Below are 15842 nucleotides of genomic sequence, written 5' to 3' on the forward strand. Positions count from 1 at the left end.
GCGACGTCGGAGGTTGGGCCGGGCGGGTGAAGACGGCACGTGCCGTGGTCGTGCAGCGGTGCCCGTGCCGATGGGACGGACGAGGGGAGGTCCGACATCGACGCTGGCAGGGATCCCGCCGTGCGCGTGCGCGGGCTGCGCAAGACGTACCGCACGTTCTCGCTGCGCGAGGTGGTCGCGGTCGACCACCTCGACCTCACCGTGCCCGCGGGCGGCGTGCACGCGTTCCTCGGACCGAACGGCTCGGGGAAGACGACGACGATCCGCATGCTGCTCGGGCTCGCGCGGCCCGACGCCGGGTCGGTGCACCTGTTCGGAACGCCGGTGCCGGAGCGGCTGCCCGACGTGATCGGCCGCGTCGGGGCGATCGTCGAGAACCCCAAGTTCGTGCCGGGCTTCTCGGGTCGCCGCAACCTGCGCCTCCTCGCGACCGCGGTCGACGTCCCGCACACGCGCGTCGAGGAGGTGCTCGAACGCGTCGGCCTGCGGGACCGTGGCGTCGACCAGTTCCGCCGCTACTCGCTCGGCATGAAGCAGCGGCTCGCGATCGCGGCGACGCTCCTGAAGGACCCCGACCTGCTGATCTTCGACGAGCCGACGAACGGCCTCGACCCGGAGGGCATCCGGGACATCCGCGCCACGATGCGCGGGCTCGCCGACGAGGGCCGCACGGTCCTGGTGTCCAGCCACATCCTCGCCGAGGTCGAGCAGGTCGCCGACACCGTCTCCGTGGTCGCGCGCGGGCGGCTCGTGGCCGAGGGCACCGTCGCCGGGCTCCTCGCGGGCGAGGGCTCCGCGCGCGTGCGGGTCACGGTCGCCGACCCGGCGCGCGCGCACGCGCTGCTCGCCGCCCGCGGCTGGGCCGTGCAGGTGGACGGCCGCACCGTCGAGGTCGCGGGCGCGCCCGGACCGTCGCACGTCAACGAGGCCCTCGCGCGCGGCGAGGTGTTCGCCGACGAGGTCGTCGTCCTGCGCCGCGACCTCGAGTCGGTGTTCCTCGAGCTGACCGGTGCGCGGCCGTCGACCGTCCGGCCGGACGCCGTCGCACCGGCGGGTGCCGCGTGACGCGGCTGCTGCGGGCCGAGCTCGCGCGTGCGCGCGCCCGCCCGTTCGTCTGGTTCGTGTCCGCCGGCGTCGTGCTCGGCGTGCTGGGACTCGTGCTGAGCGGCTGGTGGGAGTCACGCCCGCCGAGCGCCGCCCAGGTCGCCGCGGCGGACGAGGCGTACCGGACCGACCTCGCCGCCTGGCAGGAGCTCGTGGCGCCGTGCGACGCGGACGACCCGTCCGTGCACCCGGACCTGCCGCCCGAGCAGGCGTCGGCCGTCTGCGCGTCGCGGCCACCGGTCCCCGAGCGCTACCAGGAGGTGCGGCCCGACGTCGCGGCCCTGGTCGTCGAACGGCTGCCCTCGGTCGGGGTCATGCTCACGCTGGGCTGCCTCATGGTGGGCGTCGGGCTCGTGACCGCCGACTTCGCGTCGGGCGCGATGGGCACGTGGCTGACGTTCGCGCCGCGGCGGGGCCACGTGTTCGTGACGAGGCTCGCGTCCGCCGCGGTCGCCGCGGTGCCGTGCGTCGTCGCGCCGCTCGTGACGCTGGTCCTCGCGCTGCTCGCCGTCGGCGTGGTCAACGGGCTCGCGGTGGGGGAGCCGGTCGGCGGGTGGGGGGAGCTGCTGGCCACGGCCGGGCGCTGGCTCGCGGTCGGTCCCGCGTTCGCGGCCGTCGGCGTCGGCCTCGCGTTCGCGCTGCGGCACGCCGCCGCGGTGACCGGCGTCGCCGTCTGGTGGGTCGCGGCCACCGAGAGCGCCCTGCCGCTCGTGCTGCCGGAGTCGCGGTGGCTGCCGCTGTCGACCAACGTCTCGGCGTGGACCGCGGGCAGCGCGTACTACGTCGTCCCGTCGTGCGTGCCCGACCCGGCGCACGCGGGCGAGGAGCTCTGCGATCCCGTGCTGCACACGGTCTCGGCGGGACAGGGGGCGCTCGTCGTGCTGGTCGTCGTCGCCGTCGCGCTCGTCGGCGGGTGGCTGTCGTTCCGCCTGCGCGACGTCGCCTGACTCAGGGGCCACGGGTCGGGCCCGCTCGGCCGGGAGCCCGCGGGGACCTCCGACGCGCCGCCGCGTCAACCGATCGGTGGACGGACGGGACGGCCCGTCGGTCGTCGCGGCGCCCGGTGGTGCGCGGCCACGCTGAGGGGCATGACGACACCGGCAGGTGGCCCCGCGATCGAGGTCGCGGGACTGCGCAAGCACTACGGACCCAAGCAGGCCGTCGACGGCCTCGACCTGCGCGTCGACCGCGGCGAGATCGTGGCGATCCTCGGGCCGAACGGCGCGGGCAAGACGACGACCGTCGAGATCCTGGAGGGCTACCGGCACCGCGACGACGGCCACGTGCGCGTCCTCGGCGAGGACCCGCAGACGGCCGGCCGCGTGTGGCGCTCCCGCCTCGGGATCGTCCTGCAGGGCACGAACGACCTCGCGGAGGCGACCGTCGGCGAGCTCGTCCGGCACTTCTCGCGCTTCTACCCGGACCCGCGCGACCCGGACGGGGTCATCGACGCGGTCGGCCTGCGCGAGAAGGTCCGCACCCGCGCCCGGCAGCTGTCGGGCGGCCAGCGCCGCCGGCTCGACGTGGCGCTCGGCATCGTCGGACGGCCCGAGCTCGTGTTCCTCGACGAGCCGACGACGGGTTTCGACCCGCAGGCGCGCCGCTCGTTCTGGGACCTCGTCGAGGGTCTGCGCGCCGACGGCACGACGATCCTGCTGACGACGCACTACCTCGAGGAGGCGGAGCGCCTGGCCGACCGTGTCGTGGTGGTCGCGTCGGGCCGCGTCGTCGCCGAGGGCACCCCGGCCGACCTGGGGGGCCGCGACGCGCGCCGGGCGCTCGTGCGGTGGGTCGAGGACGGTCGCCGGCACGAGGTCCGCACCGACGACGCGTCCCGCACGGTCGCCGACCTGCTCGCGCGGCTCGGCGACGTGCCGGGCCTCGAGGTGCTGCGGCCCACGCTCGAGGACGTCTACCTCGGCCTGCTCCAGGGCGCCGACGCGCCCGCCGACACCCCCGTGGAGGTCCTGCGATGAGCACCGTCGCCCTGCCGGCCGTGCGCCGCGCCGCCGTCCCCGGCGTCCTGCGGCTCGGTCTGGTCCGCGCCGCCTACGAGCTGCGCGTGTTCTTCCGCGAGCGCGACGCGGTCGTGTTCATCTTCGCCTACCCCGTGATCATGATGGCGATCTTCGCGACGGTCTTCGGCCAGGACGGTGCGACCGTGCAGGCGGGCGACGTCGAGATCCCGTTCGCGCAGTACTTCCTGCCGGGCATGCTCGCGACGGGCGTCATGCTGTCGAGCTTCCAGTCGCTCGCGATCTCCATCTCGGTCGAGCGTGACGAGGGCGGCCTCAAGCGGCTGCGCGGCACGCCGATGCCGGCGTCGGCGTACTTCCTCGGCAAGATCGGCCAGGTGCTCGGCAGCGGGCTCGTGCAGACCGCGATCCTGCTGGCGGTCGCCGCGACGCTGTTCGACGTGACCCTGCCGTCGACGGCCGGTGACTGGGCGACGTTCGCCTGGGTGTACCTGCTCGGCACGGCCGCGGGCTCGGTGTGCGGCGTCGCGTTCTCGTCGGTGCCGCGCTCGGGCCGCTCGGCGAGCGCCGTCGTGACACCGATCGTCCTGGTGCTGCAGTTCATCTCCGGCGTCTTCTTCCAGTGGGACTCGCTGCCGACGTGGATGCAGCAGGTCGCGTCGGTGTTCCCGCTGCGGTGGCTCGTCGAGGGCATGCAGGCCGCTTTCCTGCCGGACGCGGTCGCGGGCGACGTCGACCTGGCGGGTGCCGCGCTCGTGCTGGGCGTGTGGTTCGTCGCCGGGCTCGTGGTCGGGGCGCGGTGGTTCCGCTGGCGTCGTCGTGACGACGGCTGACGGAGCCCGCTCGGCGGGCGGGGGCGCCCGGGAGGGGGACGCCCCCGTCCGCCCGGTCGGGTCCCGGTCGGCGCGCGGCGCGTCGTGGTCGGGGTGCTGCGTGGCAGGCTCGGCGCCATGACCACGCGAATGCCCCGACCGGTCGCGCGGCACGAGTTCTGGGTCCGGGCGCTGCGCGGCTGGGACGTGGGCTTCTACGCGATCACCGCGGTCGCCGGGGTGTCGATCGCGATCGAGGTCCGCTCGGTCCGCGACGCGGTCGTCGCGGTCGTCCTGCTGGTGGGGCTCGTGGTCGCGTACCTCGCGCTCGGGCGGCGCGGGGCCAAGCGCGGTGACGTCCGTCTGACCCGCACGTACCTCGCGGTGCTCGTCACGGTCGTCGTGCTGGAGGTCGGGCTCTCCGAGCTCGGCGCGGTGCTGCTCTTCGTCGGCTACTCGCAGATCTGGTTCTTCGCGACCCGCCGCCTCGAGGGCGTGCTGTGGAGCGTGCTGCTCACGGTCGCGTTCACGGCCGCGATCGTCGTGCGCGAGCCGGGCGCGGTCGCGACGGTCGCCGACGCCGCCGAGCTGGTCGGGCAGGCCGGCACGGGCCTCGTCTTCGCCATCGCGCTCGGGCTGTGGATCACGTGGGTCTCGGAGCAGAGCGAGGTGCGCGCGGCGCTCGTCGAGGAGCTGGGTGCGGCGCAGGCGGAGCTCGCGTCGACGCACCACGCGGCCGGTGTGCTCGCGGAGCGCGCGCGGCTCGCCCAGGAGATCCACGACACGCTCGCCCAGGGGTTCACGAGCGTCGTCATGCTCGCGCAGGCGGCGTCGGCCGAGCTGGCGCGCGACCGCGTGGGGCCCGCGACGGAGCGCGTCGGCCAGATCGAGCAGGTCGCGCGCGACAACCTCGCGCAGGCGCGCGCGCTCGTCGCCGCGTTCGGCCCGCCCGAGCTCGAGCGGGGGACGCTCGGCGACGCGCTCGACCGCCTCGCGGCACGCTTCGAGGCCGAGACGGGCGTCCGGGTCGAGGTCGACGGGCTCCCGGCGCTCGGCGCCGTGGGGCCCGAGCACGCGGTCGTGCTGCTGCGCGCCGCGCAGGAGGCGCTCGCGAACGTCCGCAAGCACGCCGGCGCGTCGGTCGTGCGGCTCGCGGTGGGGCGCGACGGTGACGACGTGCGGCTCGAGGTCGTCGACGACGGCCGCGGACTTCCGGCGGGGGCCGTCGAGGGCGTCGGCCTGCGGGGCATGCGCGAGCGCGTCGACGCGGGTGGCGGGACGCTCGAGGTCGGCAGCGGACCGGGCGGCGGCACCCGCGTGGCGGTCACCCTGCCGAGCGGCGCCGCGACGCCCGCGGCGGGGCCTGCGCCGGACGGCGCGCGCCCCGCACGCACGCCCGCGCCGGACGGCGGGCGCGCCACCGGGCGGCGGACCGCGGACGGGACGGGGGAGGACGCGTGACGATCCGGGTGCTGCTGGCGGACGACCACCCCGTGGTGCGCTCGGGGCTCGCGGGCATGCTCGCGGTCGAGCCGGACCTCGAGGTGGTCGGCGAGGCGGGGGACGGCGCGCAGGCGGTCGCGCTCGCCGAGACGCTGCGTCCCGACATCGTCCTCATGGACCTGCGCATGCCCGTGCTCGACGGCGCGAGCGCGACCGCGACGATCACGAGCACGCTGCCGGGCGTGCGGGTCCTGGTGCTCACGACGTACGAGACCGACACCGACATCCTGCGCGCGGTCGAGGCGGGGGCGACCGGCTACCTGCTCAAGGACACGCCGCGCGACCAGCTCGTCGCGGGCGTGCGGGCGGCCGCGCGGGGCGAGTCGGCGCTCTCGCCGTCGGTCGCGCGCCGGCTCGTGCAGCAGGTCCGCGGCGACGCCGAACGCCTCACGGCCCGCGAGCAGGAGGTGCTCGCGGGCGTCGCGCGCGGGCTGTCGAACGCCGCGATCGGGCGGGAGCTGTTCATCACCGAGGCGACGGTCAAGACCCACCTGCTGCGGGCGTTCGCGAAGCTCGGCGTCGACGACCGGACGCGCGCGGTGACGGTCGCGATCGAGCGGGGCATCCTTCCGGGGGCGTGACCGTCTCCGGCGGTGCGACGCGGTGCGACGCGGCGCGACGCGGTGCGACGCGCGGTGCGACGTGCGCGGTGACCGGCGCGCGGACGTGGTCGTCCCGTCCCGGGCCGCGGCGGCTAGCGTGACGGGGCGGCGACGCACGGCGGCACGACGGGAGGCGGCACGATGGGCAAGGTCCACGAGCGGATCGACGAGCGGATGCGTCGCTTCCTCCTCGCGCAGCACGTCTTCTTCGTGGCGACGGCGCCGAGCGGGCCCGACGGGCGGGTCAACGTGTCCCCCAAGGGCGTCGACGGGTCGTTCGTGGTCCTCGACGACCACACCGTCGCCTACCTCGACCTCACGGCGAGCGGTGCCGAGACGATCGCCCACCTGCGGCAGAACGGCCGGATCACGGTCATGTTCTGCGCGTTCGAGGGTCCGCCGAACATCGTGCGCCTGCACGGTCACGGCCGGTTCGTGACCCTCTACGACGACGGCTTCGCCGAGCTGCTCGCGCTCTTCCCCGAGACGCGCGGGGCGCGCGCGGTCGTCGTCGTGGACGTCGAGCGCGTCTCCGACTCCTGCGGGTACGGCGTGCCGCTGATGGACTACGTCGGCGAGCGCGACCTGCTCCCGCCGTACATGGAGCGCAAGGGCGCCGACGGCCAGGCGGCGTACCGGCGGCAGAAGAACCGCACGAGCATCGACGGCCTGCCGGCGTTCGACTTCGACCCGGAGCCCGCTGCCTGACGGCGGCGCTCCGTCCGCGGTCGCGCGGCGCTTCCACGGGCCGACTCTGCGACCAGATCCGGTCACGACGTATCCACGTGGGGCCGCGGCGGCTCCTTCGGGTGTGGGCACCGGCCTGCCGCCCGTCCGCACGCCACCCACAGCGCGGGCGAGTTCCGATGCCGGCCGACGACGACGACGTCCTCGTTCCCGGCACCGCACCACCAGGGGGTTCCCCTGTCCTTCGTTTCCCGAGGTGGTGCTTCATGCGCAAGTGGATCGTGTCTGTCCTCACGCTGGTCCTCGTAGCAGGTCTGCACCTGCTCTCCGCCCCCGCCGCGTCCGCAGCGCCCTACTGCGGCCAGGTGTGGGGCTCTCTCGCCAAGTCGGCCTCGGGGCCGTCGGCGGAGCACGTCGTGGGCGTCCGCGCCGGTCGCCACACGTGCTACGACCGGCTCGTCCTGGACCTCGACTCGCCGCTCGGCGGATGGTCCGTGCGCTACGTCGACGTCGTCCGGCAGGACGGGTCCGGTGAACCCGTGACCGTCCGCGGCGGCGCGAGGCTCGAGGTCGTCGCCTGGGCGGGCGTCGTCCCGACGGACTCCTGGTTCGTCGGCTCCGGCGGCCGGCTCGTCGACACCTCCGGGTACCGCACGTTCCGTGACGTCGTGTGGGCGGGCAGCTTCGAGAGCGTGACGACCGTCGGGCTCGGGGTCCGGGCGCGGCTGCCGTTCCGGGCGTTCGTGCTCGCCGGGCCGGGCAGCGGCTCGCGGCTCGTGGTGGACGTCGGGCACCAGTGGTGCGCGACGGGCACATCCTGCTGACCGCCACATCAGGGCGGCCGTCCGACCTGCGGGGACGGGCGGCCGCCCTTCCGATGGGTGGACACGTGAACCATCATGTGAGACGGCGTGACACCGAACCGACGGAGGCGTAGGGTCGCTCGCGTGCAGACGATCCTCGTAGTACTTCCTGAGCGCGCCGGCTGAGGCCACCGCACCCAGGTCTCGTCCGCGCGCGCACCCCTCGTCCCGTCTCACGTCGGGGCCCGAGGGGTTTTTCTGTGTTCCGGCCCGACGCAACACCCCCACCCGCACCACCCAGGGAGACACCGATGGTCCAGGGTCCTCACCCGGCACCGCCGCGAACGCCCGCGCCGCCCGTCCCGCAGGCCAGCCCCGCCGCCGTCGCGCACCCGCGCGCCGACCGTGAGCGCGTCCCGGCCGCCCCGACGACGGTCGAGAAGGTCACGGGCGCGCAGTCGATCGTCCGCTCGCTCGAGGAGCAGGGCGTCGAGGTCGTCTTCGGCATCCCCGGCGGTGCGATCCTCCCGACCTACGACCCGCTCATGGACTCGGCCAAGGTGCGCCACATCCTCGTCCGGCACGAGCAGGGCGGCGGCCACGCGGCCGCCGGCTACGCCGCCGCGACGGGCAGGGTCGGCGTGTGCATGGCGACGTCGGGCCCGGGCGCGACCAACCTCGTGACCCCGATCGCCGACGCGCACATGGACTCCGTGCCGCTCGTCGCGATCACCGGCCAGGTCGGCGCGTCGCTCATCGGGACGGACGCGTTCCAGGAGGCCGACATCGTCGGCATCACGCTGCCGGTCACCAAGCACAACTACCTCGTGACGAACCCGGACGACATCCCGCGCGTGATCGCCGAGGCGTTCCACATCGCCGCGAGCGGTCGCCCCGGCCCGGTGCTCGTCGACATCGCGAAGTCGGCCATGCAGTCGCCGACGACGTTCTCCTGGCCGCAGGAGGTGTCGCTGCCCGGCTACCACCCCGTGACCAAGCCGCACGCCAAGCAGATCCGCGAGGCCGCGCGCCTGCTCGCGACGTCCCGCCGGCCCGTGCTCTACGTCGGCGGCGGCGTGATCCGCGCGGGTGCCGCGGCGGAGCTGCGTGCGCTCGTCGACGCGTCGGGCGCCCCCGCCGTCACGACGCTCATGGCCCGCGGTGCGCTGCCCGACACGCACCCGCAGCACCTGGGCATGCCCGGCATGCACGGGACCGTCGCCGCCGTCGCGGCCCTGCAGAAGGCCGACCTCGTCGTGGCCCTCGGCGCGCGCTTCGACGACCGCGTGACCGGCCAGCTGTCGTCCTTCGCGCCGCACGCGACCGTCGTGCACGCCGACATCGACCCGGCGGAGATCGGCAAGAACAAGGCGGTCGACGTGCCGATCGTCGGCGACCTGCGCGAGGTGCTGACCGACCTGCTGCCCGAGCTCGCGCGCGAGCACGGCCAGCACGGCAAGCCGGACCTCGAGGCGTGGTGGAAGCAGCTCGACGCGTGGCGCGAGACGTTCCCGCTGGGCTACGACGAGCCGTCGGACGGCCACCTGGCCCCGCAGCACGTCATCCAGCGCATCGGCGAGCTGTCCGGTCCCGAGGCCGTGTACGCGGCGGGCGTGGGCCAGCACCAGATGTGGGCCGCGCAGTTCATCAAGTACCAGCGGCCCAACTCGTGGCTGAACTCGGGCGGCCTCGGCACCATGGGCTACTCCGTGCCCGCGGCGATGGGCGCGAAGGTCGGCCAGCCCGACCGCACGGTGTGGGCGATCGACGGCGACGGCTGCTTCCAGATGACCAACCAGGAGCTCGCCACCTGCACGATCAACGACATCCCGATCAAGGTCGCGGTCATCAACAACTCGTCGCTCGGCATGGTGCGCCAGTGGCAGACGCTGTTCTACGAGTCGCGGTACTCGAACACCGACCTGCACACCGGCCACGGCACCGTGCGCGTCCCGGACTTCGTCAAGCTCGCCGACGCCTACGGCTGCGTGGGCCTGCGCTGCGAGTCGAAGGCCGACGTGGACGCGACCATCAAGCGCGCGCTCGAGATCGACGACCGCCCCGTGGTCGTGGACTTCACGGTGTCGCGCGACGCCATGGTGTGGCCGATGGTCGCCGCGGGCGTGAGCAACGACGACATCCAGTACGCCCGGGGCATCAGCCCCGCGTGGGACCGGGAGGACTGACCCATGAGCCGCCACACCCTCTCCGTGCTGGTCGAGAACAAGCCCGGCGTCCTCACGCGCGTCGCCGGCCTGTTCGCCCGCCGGTCGTTCAACATCCACTCGCTCGCCGTGGGCCCGACGGAGCACGAGGAGATCTCGCGCATCACCGTCGTCGTCGACGTCGACGAGCTGCCCCTGGAGCAGGTGACGAAGCAGCTCAACAAGCTGATCAACGTCATCAAGATCGTCGAGCTCGAGGACGCGTCCTCGGTGCAGCGCGAGCTGCTGCTCGTCAAGGTCAAGGCCGACACCGCGCAGCGCACGTCGGTCCTCGAGGTCGTCCAGCTGTTCCGGGCGCACGTCGTCGACGTCGTCCCGGACACCGTCGTCGTCGAGGCGACGGGCAGCCCCGGCAAGCTCGACGCCCTCCTGACCGCCCTGGAGCCGTTCGGCATCCGTGAGATCGTGCAGTCCGGCACGGTCGCCATCGGCCGCGGCTCGCGCTCGATCACGGACCGGGCGCTCGAGCGCGTCTCGCGCTCCGCCTGACACCCTTCACGACGCACCACCGAACACGAACGAGGAGATCCACCGTGGCTGAGCTGTTCTACGACGACGACGCCGACCTGTCGGTCATCCAGTCCAAGAAGGTCGCCGTCATCGGCTACGGCAGCCAGGGGCACGCGCACTCCCTGAACCTGCGCGACTCGGGCGTCGACGTCACCGTCGGCCTCCGTGAGGGCTCGGCGTCCCGCGCCAAGGCCGAGAACGAGGGCCTCAAGGTCGCGACGGTCGCCGACGCGGTGCGCGACGCCGACGTCGTCGTCATCCTCGCGCCCGACCAGGTGCAGCGGATCGTCTACCGCGACGAGATCGAGCCGAACCTCAAGGACGGCGCCGCGCTCGTCTTCGGGCACGGCTTCAACATCCGCTTCGGCTACATCAAGCCCGCCGCGGGTCACGACGTCCTCATGGTCGCCCCCAAGGGCCCGGGCCACCTGGTCCGCCGCGAGTACGCCGACGGCCGTGGCGTGCCGGTCATCGTCGCCGTCGAGCAGGACGCGTCGGGTGAGGCGTGGAAGCTCGCGCTGTCCTACGCCAAGGGCATCGGCGGCCTGCGCGCCGCGGGCATCAAGACGACCTTCACCGAGGAGACGGAGACTGACCTCTTCGGCGAGCAGGCCGTCCTGTGCGGTGGCGTGTCGCAGCTCATCCAGTACGGCTTCGAGACGCTGACCGAGGCGGGCTACCAGCCCGAGGTCGCGTACTTCGAGGTGCTGCACGAGCTCAAGCTCATCGTCGACCTCATCTTCGAGGGCGGCATCACCAAGCAGCGCTGGTCGGTCTCCGACACGGCCGAGTACGGCGACTACGTCTCGGGCCCGCGCGTCATCACGCCGGACGTCAAGGCGAACATGCAGGCCGTGCTCGCGGACATCCAGAACGGTGCCTTCGCGAAGCGCTTCATCGACGACCAGGACGCCGGCGCGCCGGAGTTCAAGGAGCTGCGCGAGAAGGGCCAGAACCACCCCATCGAGCCCGTGGGCCGTGAGCTCCGCAAGCTCTTCGCGTGGGTCAAGCCGTCGGACTCCGACTACGTGGAGGGAAGCGCGGCGCGCTGACCGGAGGTACGGGTCGCGTGCAGCGCGGCACGTGCCGGAGGGCAGCGCAGAGCGCTTCGGCGACCACAAGCACAGCGGGTCGGCTGACGACGAGCCCCGCGGGCGTGCGACCGGGTTCCCGCCCAGGTCGCACGCCCGTCGTGCTTCGCGCCAAGATGGGCGCACCACCGACGGAGGGACGACGATGACCGACCAGTCGACGATCGGCGCGCAGGGCGAGGACCAGCGGATCACCGCGTTCTGGCAGGCGGCCCGCGGGCACCTCGGGCTCGGCAAGCTCGACGCCGTGATGGGGGAGCAGCCGAAGGACGTCGTCCCGCCGCCGTCGTGGTCGTTCGGCGACAACCCGGCACTGGCCGACCAGCTGCTCGCGCTCGTGCTCGACGGCCGCAAGACGGGCACGTCGACGGCCCTGGCGGAGCTCGAGGACGAGGGTCTGGCCCTCCCGGTGGTGGGCGACCTGTCGATCGTCCTGGACGGCACGGGCGAGCCGCGCGCGCTGCTGCGCACGACCGAGGTCGAGGTCGTGCCGTTCGACCAGGTCGGCGACGAGCACGCGCGCGCCGAGGGCGAGGACGACCTGTCGCTCGCGTCGTGGCGCACCGAGCACGAGAAGTACTGGCGTCGCGTGCTGGGCGACGACCGGTTCACGCCGGACCTGGCCGTGGTGACCGAGCGGTTCGAGCTCGTCTACCCGACGAGCGGGCCGACGCCGCCGGTCGACTGAGGCCGCGCGTGCGCCGCGCCAGCGCCCCGCAGGTCCGGCGCACGCATTCCAGTTGTCGAGATGGCCGTTCCGGCCACTGGGACGAGCGTTAGGGTGCTCTCATGGCACCGAACGCTCCTGCCCCGGACCTCCGCCTCGCCGTCGTCGCCGGTGACGGCATCGGGACCGAGGTCGTCGAGCAGGGCCTGCTGGTGCTCGAGGCCGCGCTGCACGGGTCGGGCACCACGGTGTCGACCACGGACTTCGACCTGGGCGCGCGCCGCTGGCACGCCACGGGCGAGACGCTGACGGACGCCGACCTCGACGCGATCCGCGGTCACGACGCGATCCTCCTGGGCGCGATCGGCGACCCGTCGGTGCCGTCGGGCGTCCTGGAGCGCGGTCTGCTGCTCAAGCTGCGCTTCGCGCTGGACCACTACGTCAACCTGCGCCCGGGGCGCCTGTACCCGGGTGTGACGAGCCCGCTCGCGAACCCCGGCGAGGTCGACTTCGTCGTCGTGCGCGAGGGCACCGAGGGCCCGTACGTCGGCAACGGCGGCGCGATCCGCGTCGGCACGCCGGCCGAGGTCGCGAACGAGGTGAGCGTCAACACCGCGTTCGGCGTCGAGCGCGTCGTGCGCGACGCGTTCGCCCGCGCCGCCGCGCGCCCGCGCAAGAAGCTCACGCTCGTGCACAAGCACAACGTCCTCGTGCACGCGGGCCACCTGTGGCGCCGCACGGTCGAGGCCGTCAACGCCGAGTTCCCCGACGTCACGGTCGACTACCTGCACGTCGACGCGGCGACGATCTTCCTCGTGACCAACCCGTCGCGGTTCGACGTGATCGTCACGGACAACCTCTTCGGCGACATCCTCACGGACCTCGCCGCCGCGATCACGGGCGGCATCGGCCTGGCCGCGTCGGCGAACATCAACCCGGACCGCACCGCGCCGAGCATGTTCGAGCCCGTGCACGGCTCCGCGCCGGACATCGCGGGCCAGGGCAAGGCCGACCCGACCGCCACGGTGCTGTCGGTCGCGCTCCTGCTCGACCACCTGGGCCAGACGGACGCGGCCCGCCGCGTCGAGGCCGCCGTCGCCGCCGACCTGGTCGAGCGCGGCTCGGCCGAGCGAGTACGGTCGACGGCCGAGGTGGGCAAGGACCTCGCCGCGCGCGTCGCCGGCTGACGTCCGCTCCCCGCGCCGCCGCGACCGCGGTCGACCCGGCGTCGACCCACGGTCCTGGCGCGACCTGTCCACCCGGCCGTCCTCACCGGTACCGTCATCAACGACCCTGGTGAAAGGCCCCCCGACATGAGCACCCTCGCAGCACCCACGTCCGCCGACCAGTTCGAGATCCGGCTGACGGACACCCCGGTCGACCCCGCGACCCGCGCCGCGGCGCTGGAGTCTCCCAAGTTCGGCACCGTGTTCACCGAGCACATGGCCCGCATCTCCTACCGGGACGGCGAGGGCTGGCACGACCGCCGCGTCGAGAAGTACGGCCCGCTGCAGCTCGACCCCGCGACCGCCGTCCTGCACTACGCGCAGGAGATCTTCGAGGGCCTGAAGGCGTACCAGCACGCCGACGGCTCCGTCTGGACGTTCCGCCCGCAGGCCAACGCCGCGCGGTTCGCCCGGTCCGCGCAGCGCCTCGCGCTGCCGCAGCTGTCGGAGGCCGACTTCCTCGGCTCGATCACCGCGCTCGTCCAGACGGACCGCGACTGGGTGCCGTCGGGCGAGGAGACCAGCCTGTACCTGCGCCCGTTCATGTACGCCTCCGAGAGCTTCCTCGGCGTGCGCCCGTCGCTCGAGGCCGAGTACCTCGTCATCGCCTCACCGGTGGGCCCGTACTTCTCGGGCGGCCTCACGCCCGTGTCCATCTGGGTCGACACCGAGTACCACCGCGCGGGTGCGGGCGGCACGGGTGCCGCGAAGTGCGGCGGCAACTACGCCGCGAGCCTCCTGCCGCAGCAGAACGCCTACGCGAAGGGCTGCGAGCAGGTGTGCTTCCTCGACGCGACGACGAACACGCTGCTCGAGGAGCTCGGCGGCATGAACATCGTCGTGATCGGCGCCGACGGCAGCGCCTCGACGCCGCCGGTCTCGGGCTCGATCCTCGAGGGCGTCACGCGCGGCTCGATCCTGCAGCTCCTGTCCGACGCGGGCCACGAGGTCAACGAGCGGCCCATCCCGCTCGCCGAGCTCCGTGCCGGCATCGAGGACGGCTCGGTCGCCGAGGTGTTCGCGTGCGGCACGGCCGCGGTCGTGACGCCCATCGGCCGGCTCGCGAGCGACGACTTCGACCTCACGGTCGGCGACGGCGGCACGGGCCCGGTCACGGGTCGCATCCGCGCGGAGCTCACCGACATCCAGTACGGGCGCGCGACCGACCGCCACGGCTGGCTGCACCGCCTCGTCTGAGCGCGTCCCCGACGGTCGACGGCGACGAGGGCGAGGCCTGGCGACGGTCAGGCCCCGCCCTCGTGCCGGATCGGCCGGTACCCCTCGAGCGCGGCGACCCCGCGTCGCGCCACCTCGGCGCGCTCCGTGTCACCCGCCGACTCGTACAGCGCGGCCTCGTCGGCGAGCCGGCGCGCCGTGGTCTCGGCGAGCGACCGGACGCGCGCGTCCGACCAGGGCTGCCCCTCCTTCATCTCGGCGTACCCCACGGCGCCGATGACGTGGGTCAGCGCGGCGGCCGCCGCGTCGTCGCCCCGGCCGCGCAGGGTCTCCCGGGCGGCCCTGATCCCGGCCAGGAGGGGTGCCTCGGTCGGGATCTGTGCCTCGTCCATGCCTGCATCGTGCCAGCGCGTGCCGACGGACGCGGCCGTCGTCCCGGACGACCACCGCGTCCGTCGGGCTCGGCCGCTAGACCCTCGGCACGGGCCGGCGCGTCCACGTGAGGACGCCCGAGAGCAGCGACCAGATCGCGATGCCGATGACGAGGTGGACGATCCCGGTCGCCACGGCCGAGGTCGCGTCGTCGGTCCACGTCAGCGGCAGCAGCGCGGCGACGAGCGTGACGAGGCCGACGATCCAGCCGAAGAACGCGCGGGGCCGCGGCGTGGTCAGGACCAGCACGTGCAGCAGCGCACCGGCGAGGAGGGCGGCGATCACGGCGCCGACGACGAGCGACGTCATGGGCGAGTCCGTGCCGAACACGTCCTGGACGACCAGGTCGATGCCGAGGATCTCCTGCAGGACGACGACGCCGACGACCGCGACGAGCGCGGCGACCAGGGCGGTCGCGCCGACGCCCGCCCAGTACCGGCCCGCGTCGAGCCCGGGACGGACGGGTGCGACGGGGACGGCGGCGACGGGCGTTCCCGCGGCGTAGAGCGGCTGTGCGGCGGGCGCGGCCACGACAGGCTGCGCCACCGCGGGCTGCACGACCGGCGGCTGCGCGACGGGCTGCGCCACGGGCTGTGCGACCGGCTGGGCCACCGGTGGCGCGACGGGCGGTACCGCGGGCTGCGCGGAGGGCTGGGCGGGCGGCTGGGCGGCGGGTCGCGTGGAGTGCCGCTCGGGCGGCTGGGGAGCGGGCGCGTTCGGGTCGGACATCGGGTCTCCTCGCGGCTCGTCGCGCGGGCCGTGCCCCTCACCTGCGGGGCGCCGCCCGGCTGTCCATTGGGTGGAACGAGTGACCACTCATCGTGACGTGTGCCACGATGAGGCCGTGACCATCTTCACGCTCATTATCGAGTAGCGCGTCAGCAGACACCGCTGACGCGCAGACCTCCCGTTCTCGGGGGGTCTTTTTGTTGGTCGGGCACCACCCCCGCCCGGCCGCACGCCGACCGACGTCACCGCCCACCACCGCGGGGCGCAGGTCGACGGGACGCCGCCTCCCGCGCGGGTCC

16 protein-coding genes are annotated in these 15842 nt (G+C 74.0%); 14 read left to right on the forward strand and 2 right to left on the reverse strand.

What is annotated here, in order from left to right:
- Positions 1 to 120 precede the first annotated feature (120 nt).
- The 14 genes from OMK64_RS05305 (at position 121) to OMK64_RS05370 (ending at position 14403) form a co-directional block, all read left to right on the forward strand.
- Positions 121 to 1065, forward strand: a complete 945-nt coding sequence (locus OMK64_RS05305; protein WP_272727036.1) for an ABC transporter ATP-binding protein — start codon at positions 121 to 123, stop codon at positions 1063 to 1065.
- Positions 1062 to 2051: an ABC transporter permease subunit gene (locus tag OMK64_RS05310; RefSeq protein ID WP_272727037.1), complete on the forward strand. Its 990-nt coding sequence runs from the start codon at positions 1062 to 1064 to the stop codon at positions 2049 to 2051. The genes OMK64_RS05305 and OMK64_RS05310 overlap by 4 nt, the downstream gene beginning before the upstream one ends.
- A gap of 141 nt (positions 2052 to 2192) precedes the next feature.
- Positions 2193 to 3080, forward strand: coding sequence for an ABC transporter ATP-binding protein (locus tag OMK64_RS05315; RefSeq protein WP_272727038.1), 888 nt, complete (start codon positions 2193 to 2195; stop codon positions 3078 to 3080).
- Positions 3077 to 3913: an ABC transporter permease gene (locus OMK64_RS05320; RefSeq protein WP_272727039.1), complete on the forward strand. Its 837-nt coding sequence runs from the start codon at positions 3077 to 3079 to the stop codon at positions 3911 to 3913. The genes OMK64_RS05315 and OMK64_RS05320 overlap by 4 nt, the downstream gene beginning before the upstream one ends.
- Positions 3914 to 4030: 117 nt before the next feature.
- Positions 4031 to 5353 carry a sensor histidine kinase gene (locus tag OMK64_RS05325; protein ID WP_272727040.1) on the forward strand — a complete coding sequence of 441 codons (1323 nt, stop codon included), beginning with the start codon at positions 4031 to 4033 and terminating at the stop codon, positions 5351 to 5353.
- Positions 5350 to 5976, forward strand: coding sequence for a response regulator (locus tag OMK64_RS05330; RefSeq protein WP_272727041.1), 627 nt, complete (start codon positions 5350 to 5352; stop codon positions 5974 to 5976). The genes OMK64_RS05325 and OMK64_RS05330 overlap by 4 nt, the downstream gene beginning before the upstream one ends.
- Positions 5977 to 6138: 162 nt before the next feature.
- Complete coding sequence (locus OMK64_RS05335; RefSeq protein ID WP_272727042.1) at positions 6139 to 6705, forward strand: pyridoxamine 5'-phosphate oxidase family protein; 567 nt, start codon at positions 6139 to 6141, stop codon at positions 6703 to 6705.
- 245 nt (positions 6706 to 6950) lie between these two features.
- On the forward strand, positions 6951 to 7508 hold the full coding sequence (locus OMK64_RS05340) for an AMIN-like domain-containing (lipo)protein (protein ID WP_272727043.1): 558 nt from the start codon (positions 6951 to 6953) through the stop codon (positions 7506 to 7508).
- A gap of 290 nt (positions 7509 to 7798) precedes the next feature.
- Positions 7799 to 9673 carry an acetolactate synthase large subunit gene (locus OMK64_RS05345; protein ID WP_272727044.1) on the forward strand — a complete coding sequence of 625 codons (1875 nt, stop codon included), beginning with the start codon at positions 7799 to 7801 and terminating at the stop codon, positions 9671 to 9673.
- Between the two features lie 3 nt (positions 9674 to 9676).
- Entirely contained in the window at positions 9677 to 10201 is a 525-nt protein-coding gene (ilvN, locus tag OMK64_RS05350; RefSeq protein WP_124342018.1) for an acetolactate synthase small subunit, read from the forward strand.
- A gap of 44 nt (positions 10202 to 10245) precedes the next feature.
- A complete protein-coding gene (ilvC, locus tag OMK64_RS05355; protein ID WP_162351346.1) occupies positions 10246 to 11274 on the forward strand; it encodes a ketol-acid reductoisomerase in 1029 nt (342 codons plus the stop codon).
- A gap of 184 nt (positions 11275 to 11458) precedes the next feature.
- Entirely contained in the window at positions 11459 to 12001 is a 543-nt protein-coding gene (locus tag OMK64_RS05360) for an ASCH domain-containing protein (protein WP_272727045.1), read from the forward strand.
- A gap of 101 nt (positions 12002 to 12102) precedes the next feature.
- Positions 12103 to 13167: a 3-isopropylmalate dehydrogenase gene (locus OMK64_RS05365; RefSeq protein WP_272727046.1), complete on the forward strand. Its 1065-nt coding sequence runs from the start codon at positions 12103 to 12105 to the stop codon at positions 13165 to 13167.
- Between the two features lie 126 nt (positions 13168 to 13293).
- A complete protein-coding gene (locus OMK64_RS05370) occupies positions 13294 to 14403 on the forward strand; it encodes a branched-chain amino acid aminotransferase (RefSeq protein ID WP_272727047.1) in 1110 nt (369 codons plus the stop codon).
- A gap of 47 nt (positions 14404 to 14450) precedes the next feature.
- On the opposite strand, the gene OMK64_RS05375 is transcribed toward OMK64_RS05370, so the two are convergent.
- On the reverse strand, positions 14451 to 14774 hold the full coding sequence (locus OMK64_RS05375; RefSeq protein WP_272727048.1) for a hypothetical protein: 324 nt from the start codon (positions 14772 to 14774) through the stop codon (positions 14451 to 14453).
- Positions 14775 to 14850: 76 nt separating this feature from the next.
- Positions 14851 to 15543: a DUF6069 family protein gene (locus OMK64_RS05380; protein ID WP_272727049.1), complete on the reverse strand. Its 693-nt coding sequence runs from the start codon at positions 15541 to 15543 to the stop codon at positions 14851 to 14853.
- Between the last annotated feature and the right edge of the window lie 299 nt (positions 15544 to 15842).

The sequence above is a fragment of the Cellulomonas fimi genome (assembly GCF_028527925.1).
Taxonomy (GTDB): Bacteria; Actinomycetota; Actinomycetes; order Actinomycetales; family Cellulomonadaceae; genus Cellulomonas; species Cellulomonas fimi_C.

Coding starts and splice junctions, on each gene's coding strand:
- ilvN (WP_124342018.1), top strand. CDS start 9,677: ATGAGCCGCCACACCCTCTCCGTGCTGGTCGAGAACAAGCCCGGCGTC.
- OMK64_RS05320 (WP_272727039.1), top strand. CDS start 3,077: ATGAGCACCGTCGCCCTGCCGGCCGTGCGCCGCGCCGCCGTCCCCGGC.
- OMK64_RS05365 (WP_272727046.1), top strand. CDS start 12,103: ATGGCACCGAACGCTCCTGCCCCGGACCTCCGCCTCGCCGTCGTCGCC.
- OMK64_RS05345 (WP_272727044.1), top strand. CDS start 7,799: ATGGTCCAGGGTCCTCACCCGGCACCGCCGCGAACGCCCGCGCCGCCC.
- OMK64_RS05370 (WP_272727047.1), top strand. CDS start 13,294: ATGAGCACCCTCGCAGCACCCACGTCCGCCGACCAGTTCGAGATCCGG.
- OMK64_RS05340 (WP_272727043.1), top strand. CDS start 6,951: ATGCGCAAGTGGATCGTGTCTGTCCTCACGCTGGTCCTCGTAGCAGGT.
- OMK64_RS05315 (WP_272727038.1), top strand. CDS start 2,193: ATGACGACACCGGCAGGTGGCCCCGCGATCGAGGTCGCGGGACTGCGC.
- OMK64_RS05335 (WP_272727042.1), top strand. CDS start 6,139: ATGGGCAAGGTCCACGAGCGGATCGACGAGCGGATGCGTCGCTTCCTC.
- OMK64_RS05380 (WP_272727049.1), bottom strand. CDS start 15,543: ATGTCCGACCCGAACGCGCCCGCTCCCCAGCCGCCCGAGCGGCACTCC.
- OMK64_RS05375 (WP_272727048.1), bottom strand. CDS start 14,774: ATGGACGAGGCACAGATCCCGACCGAGGCACCCCTCCTGGCCGGGATC.
- OMK64_RS05325 (WP_272727040.1), top strand. CDS start 4,031: ATGACCACGCGAATGCCCCGACCGGTCGCGCGGCACGAGTTCTGGGTC.
- OMK64_RS05360 (WP_272727045.1), top strand. CDS start 11,459: ATGACCGACCAGTCGACGATCGGCGCGCAGGGCGAGGACCAGCGGATC.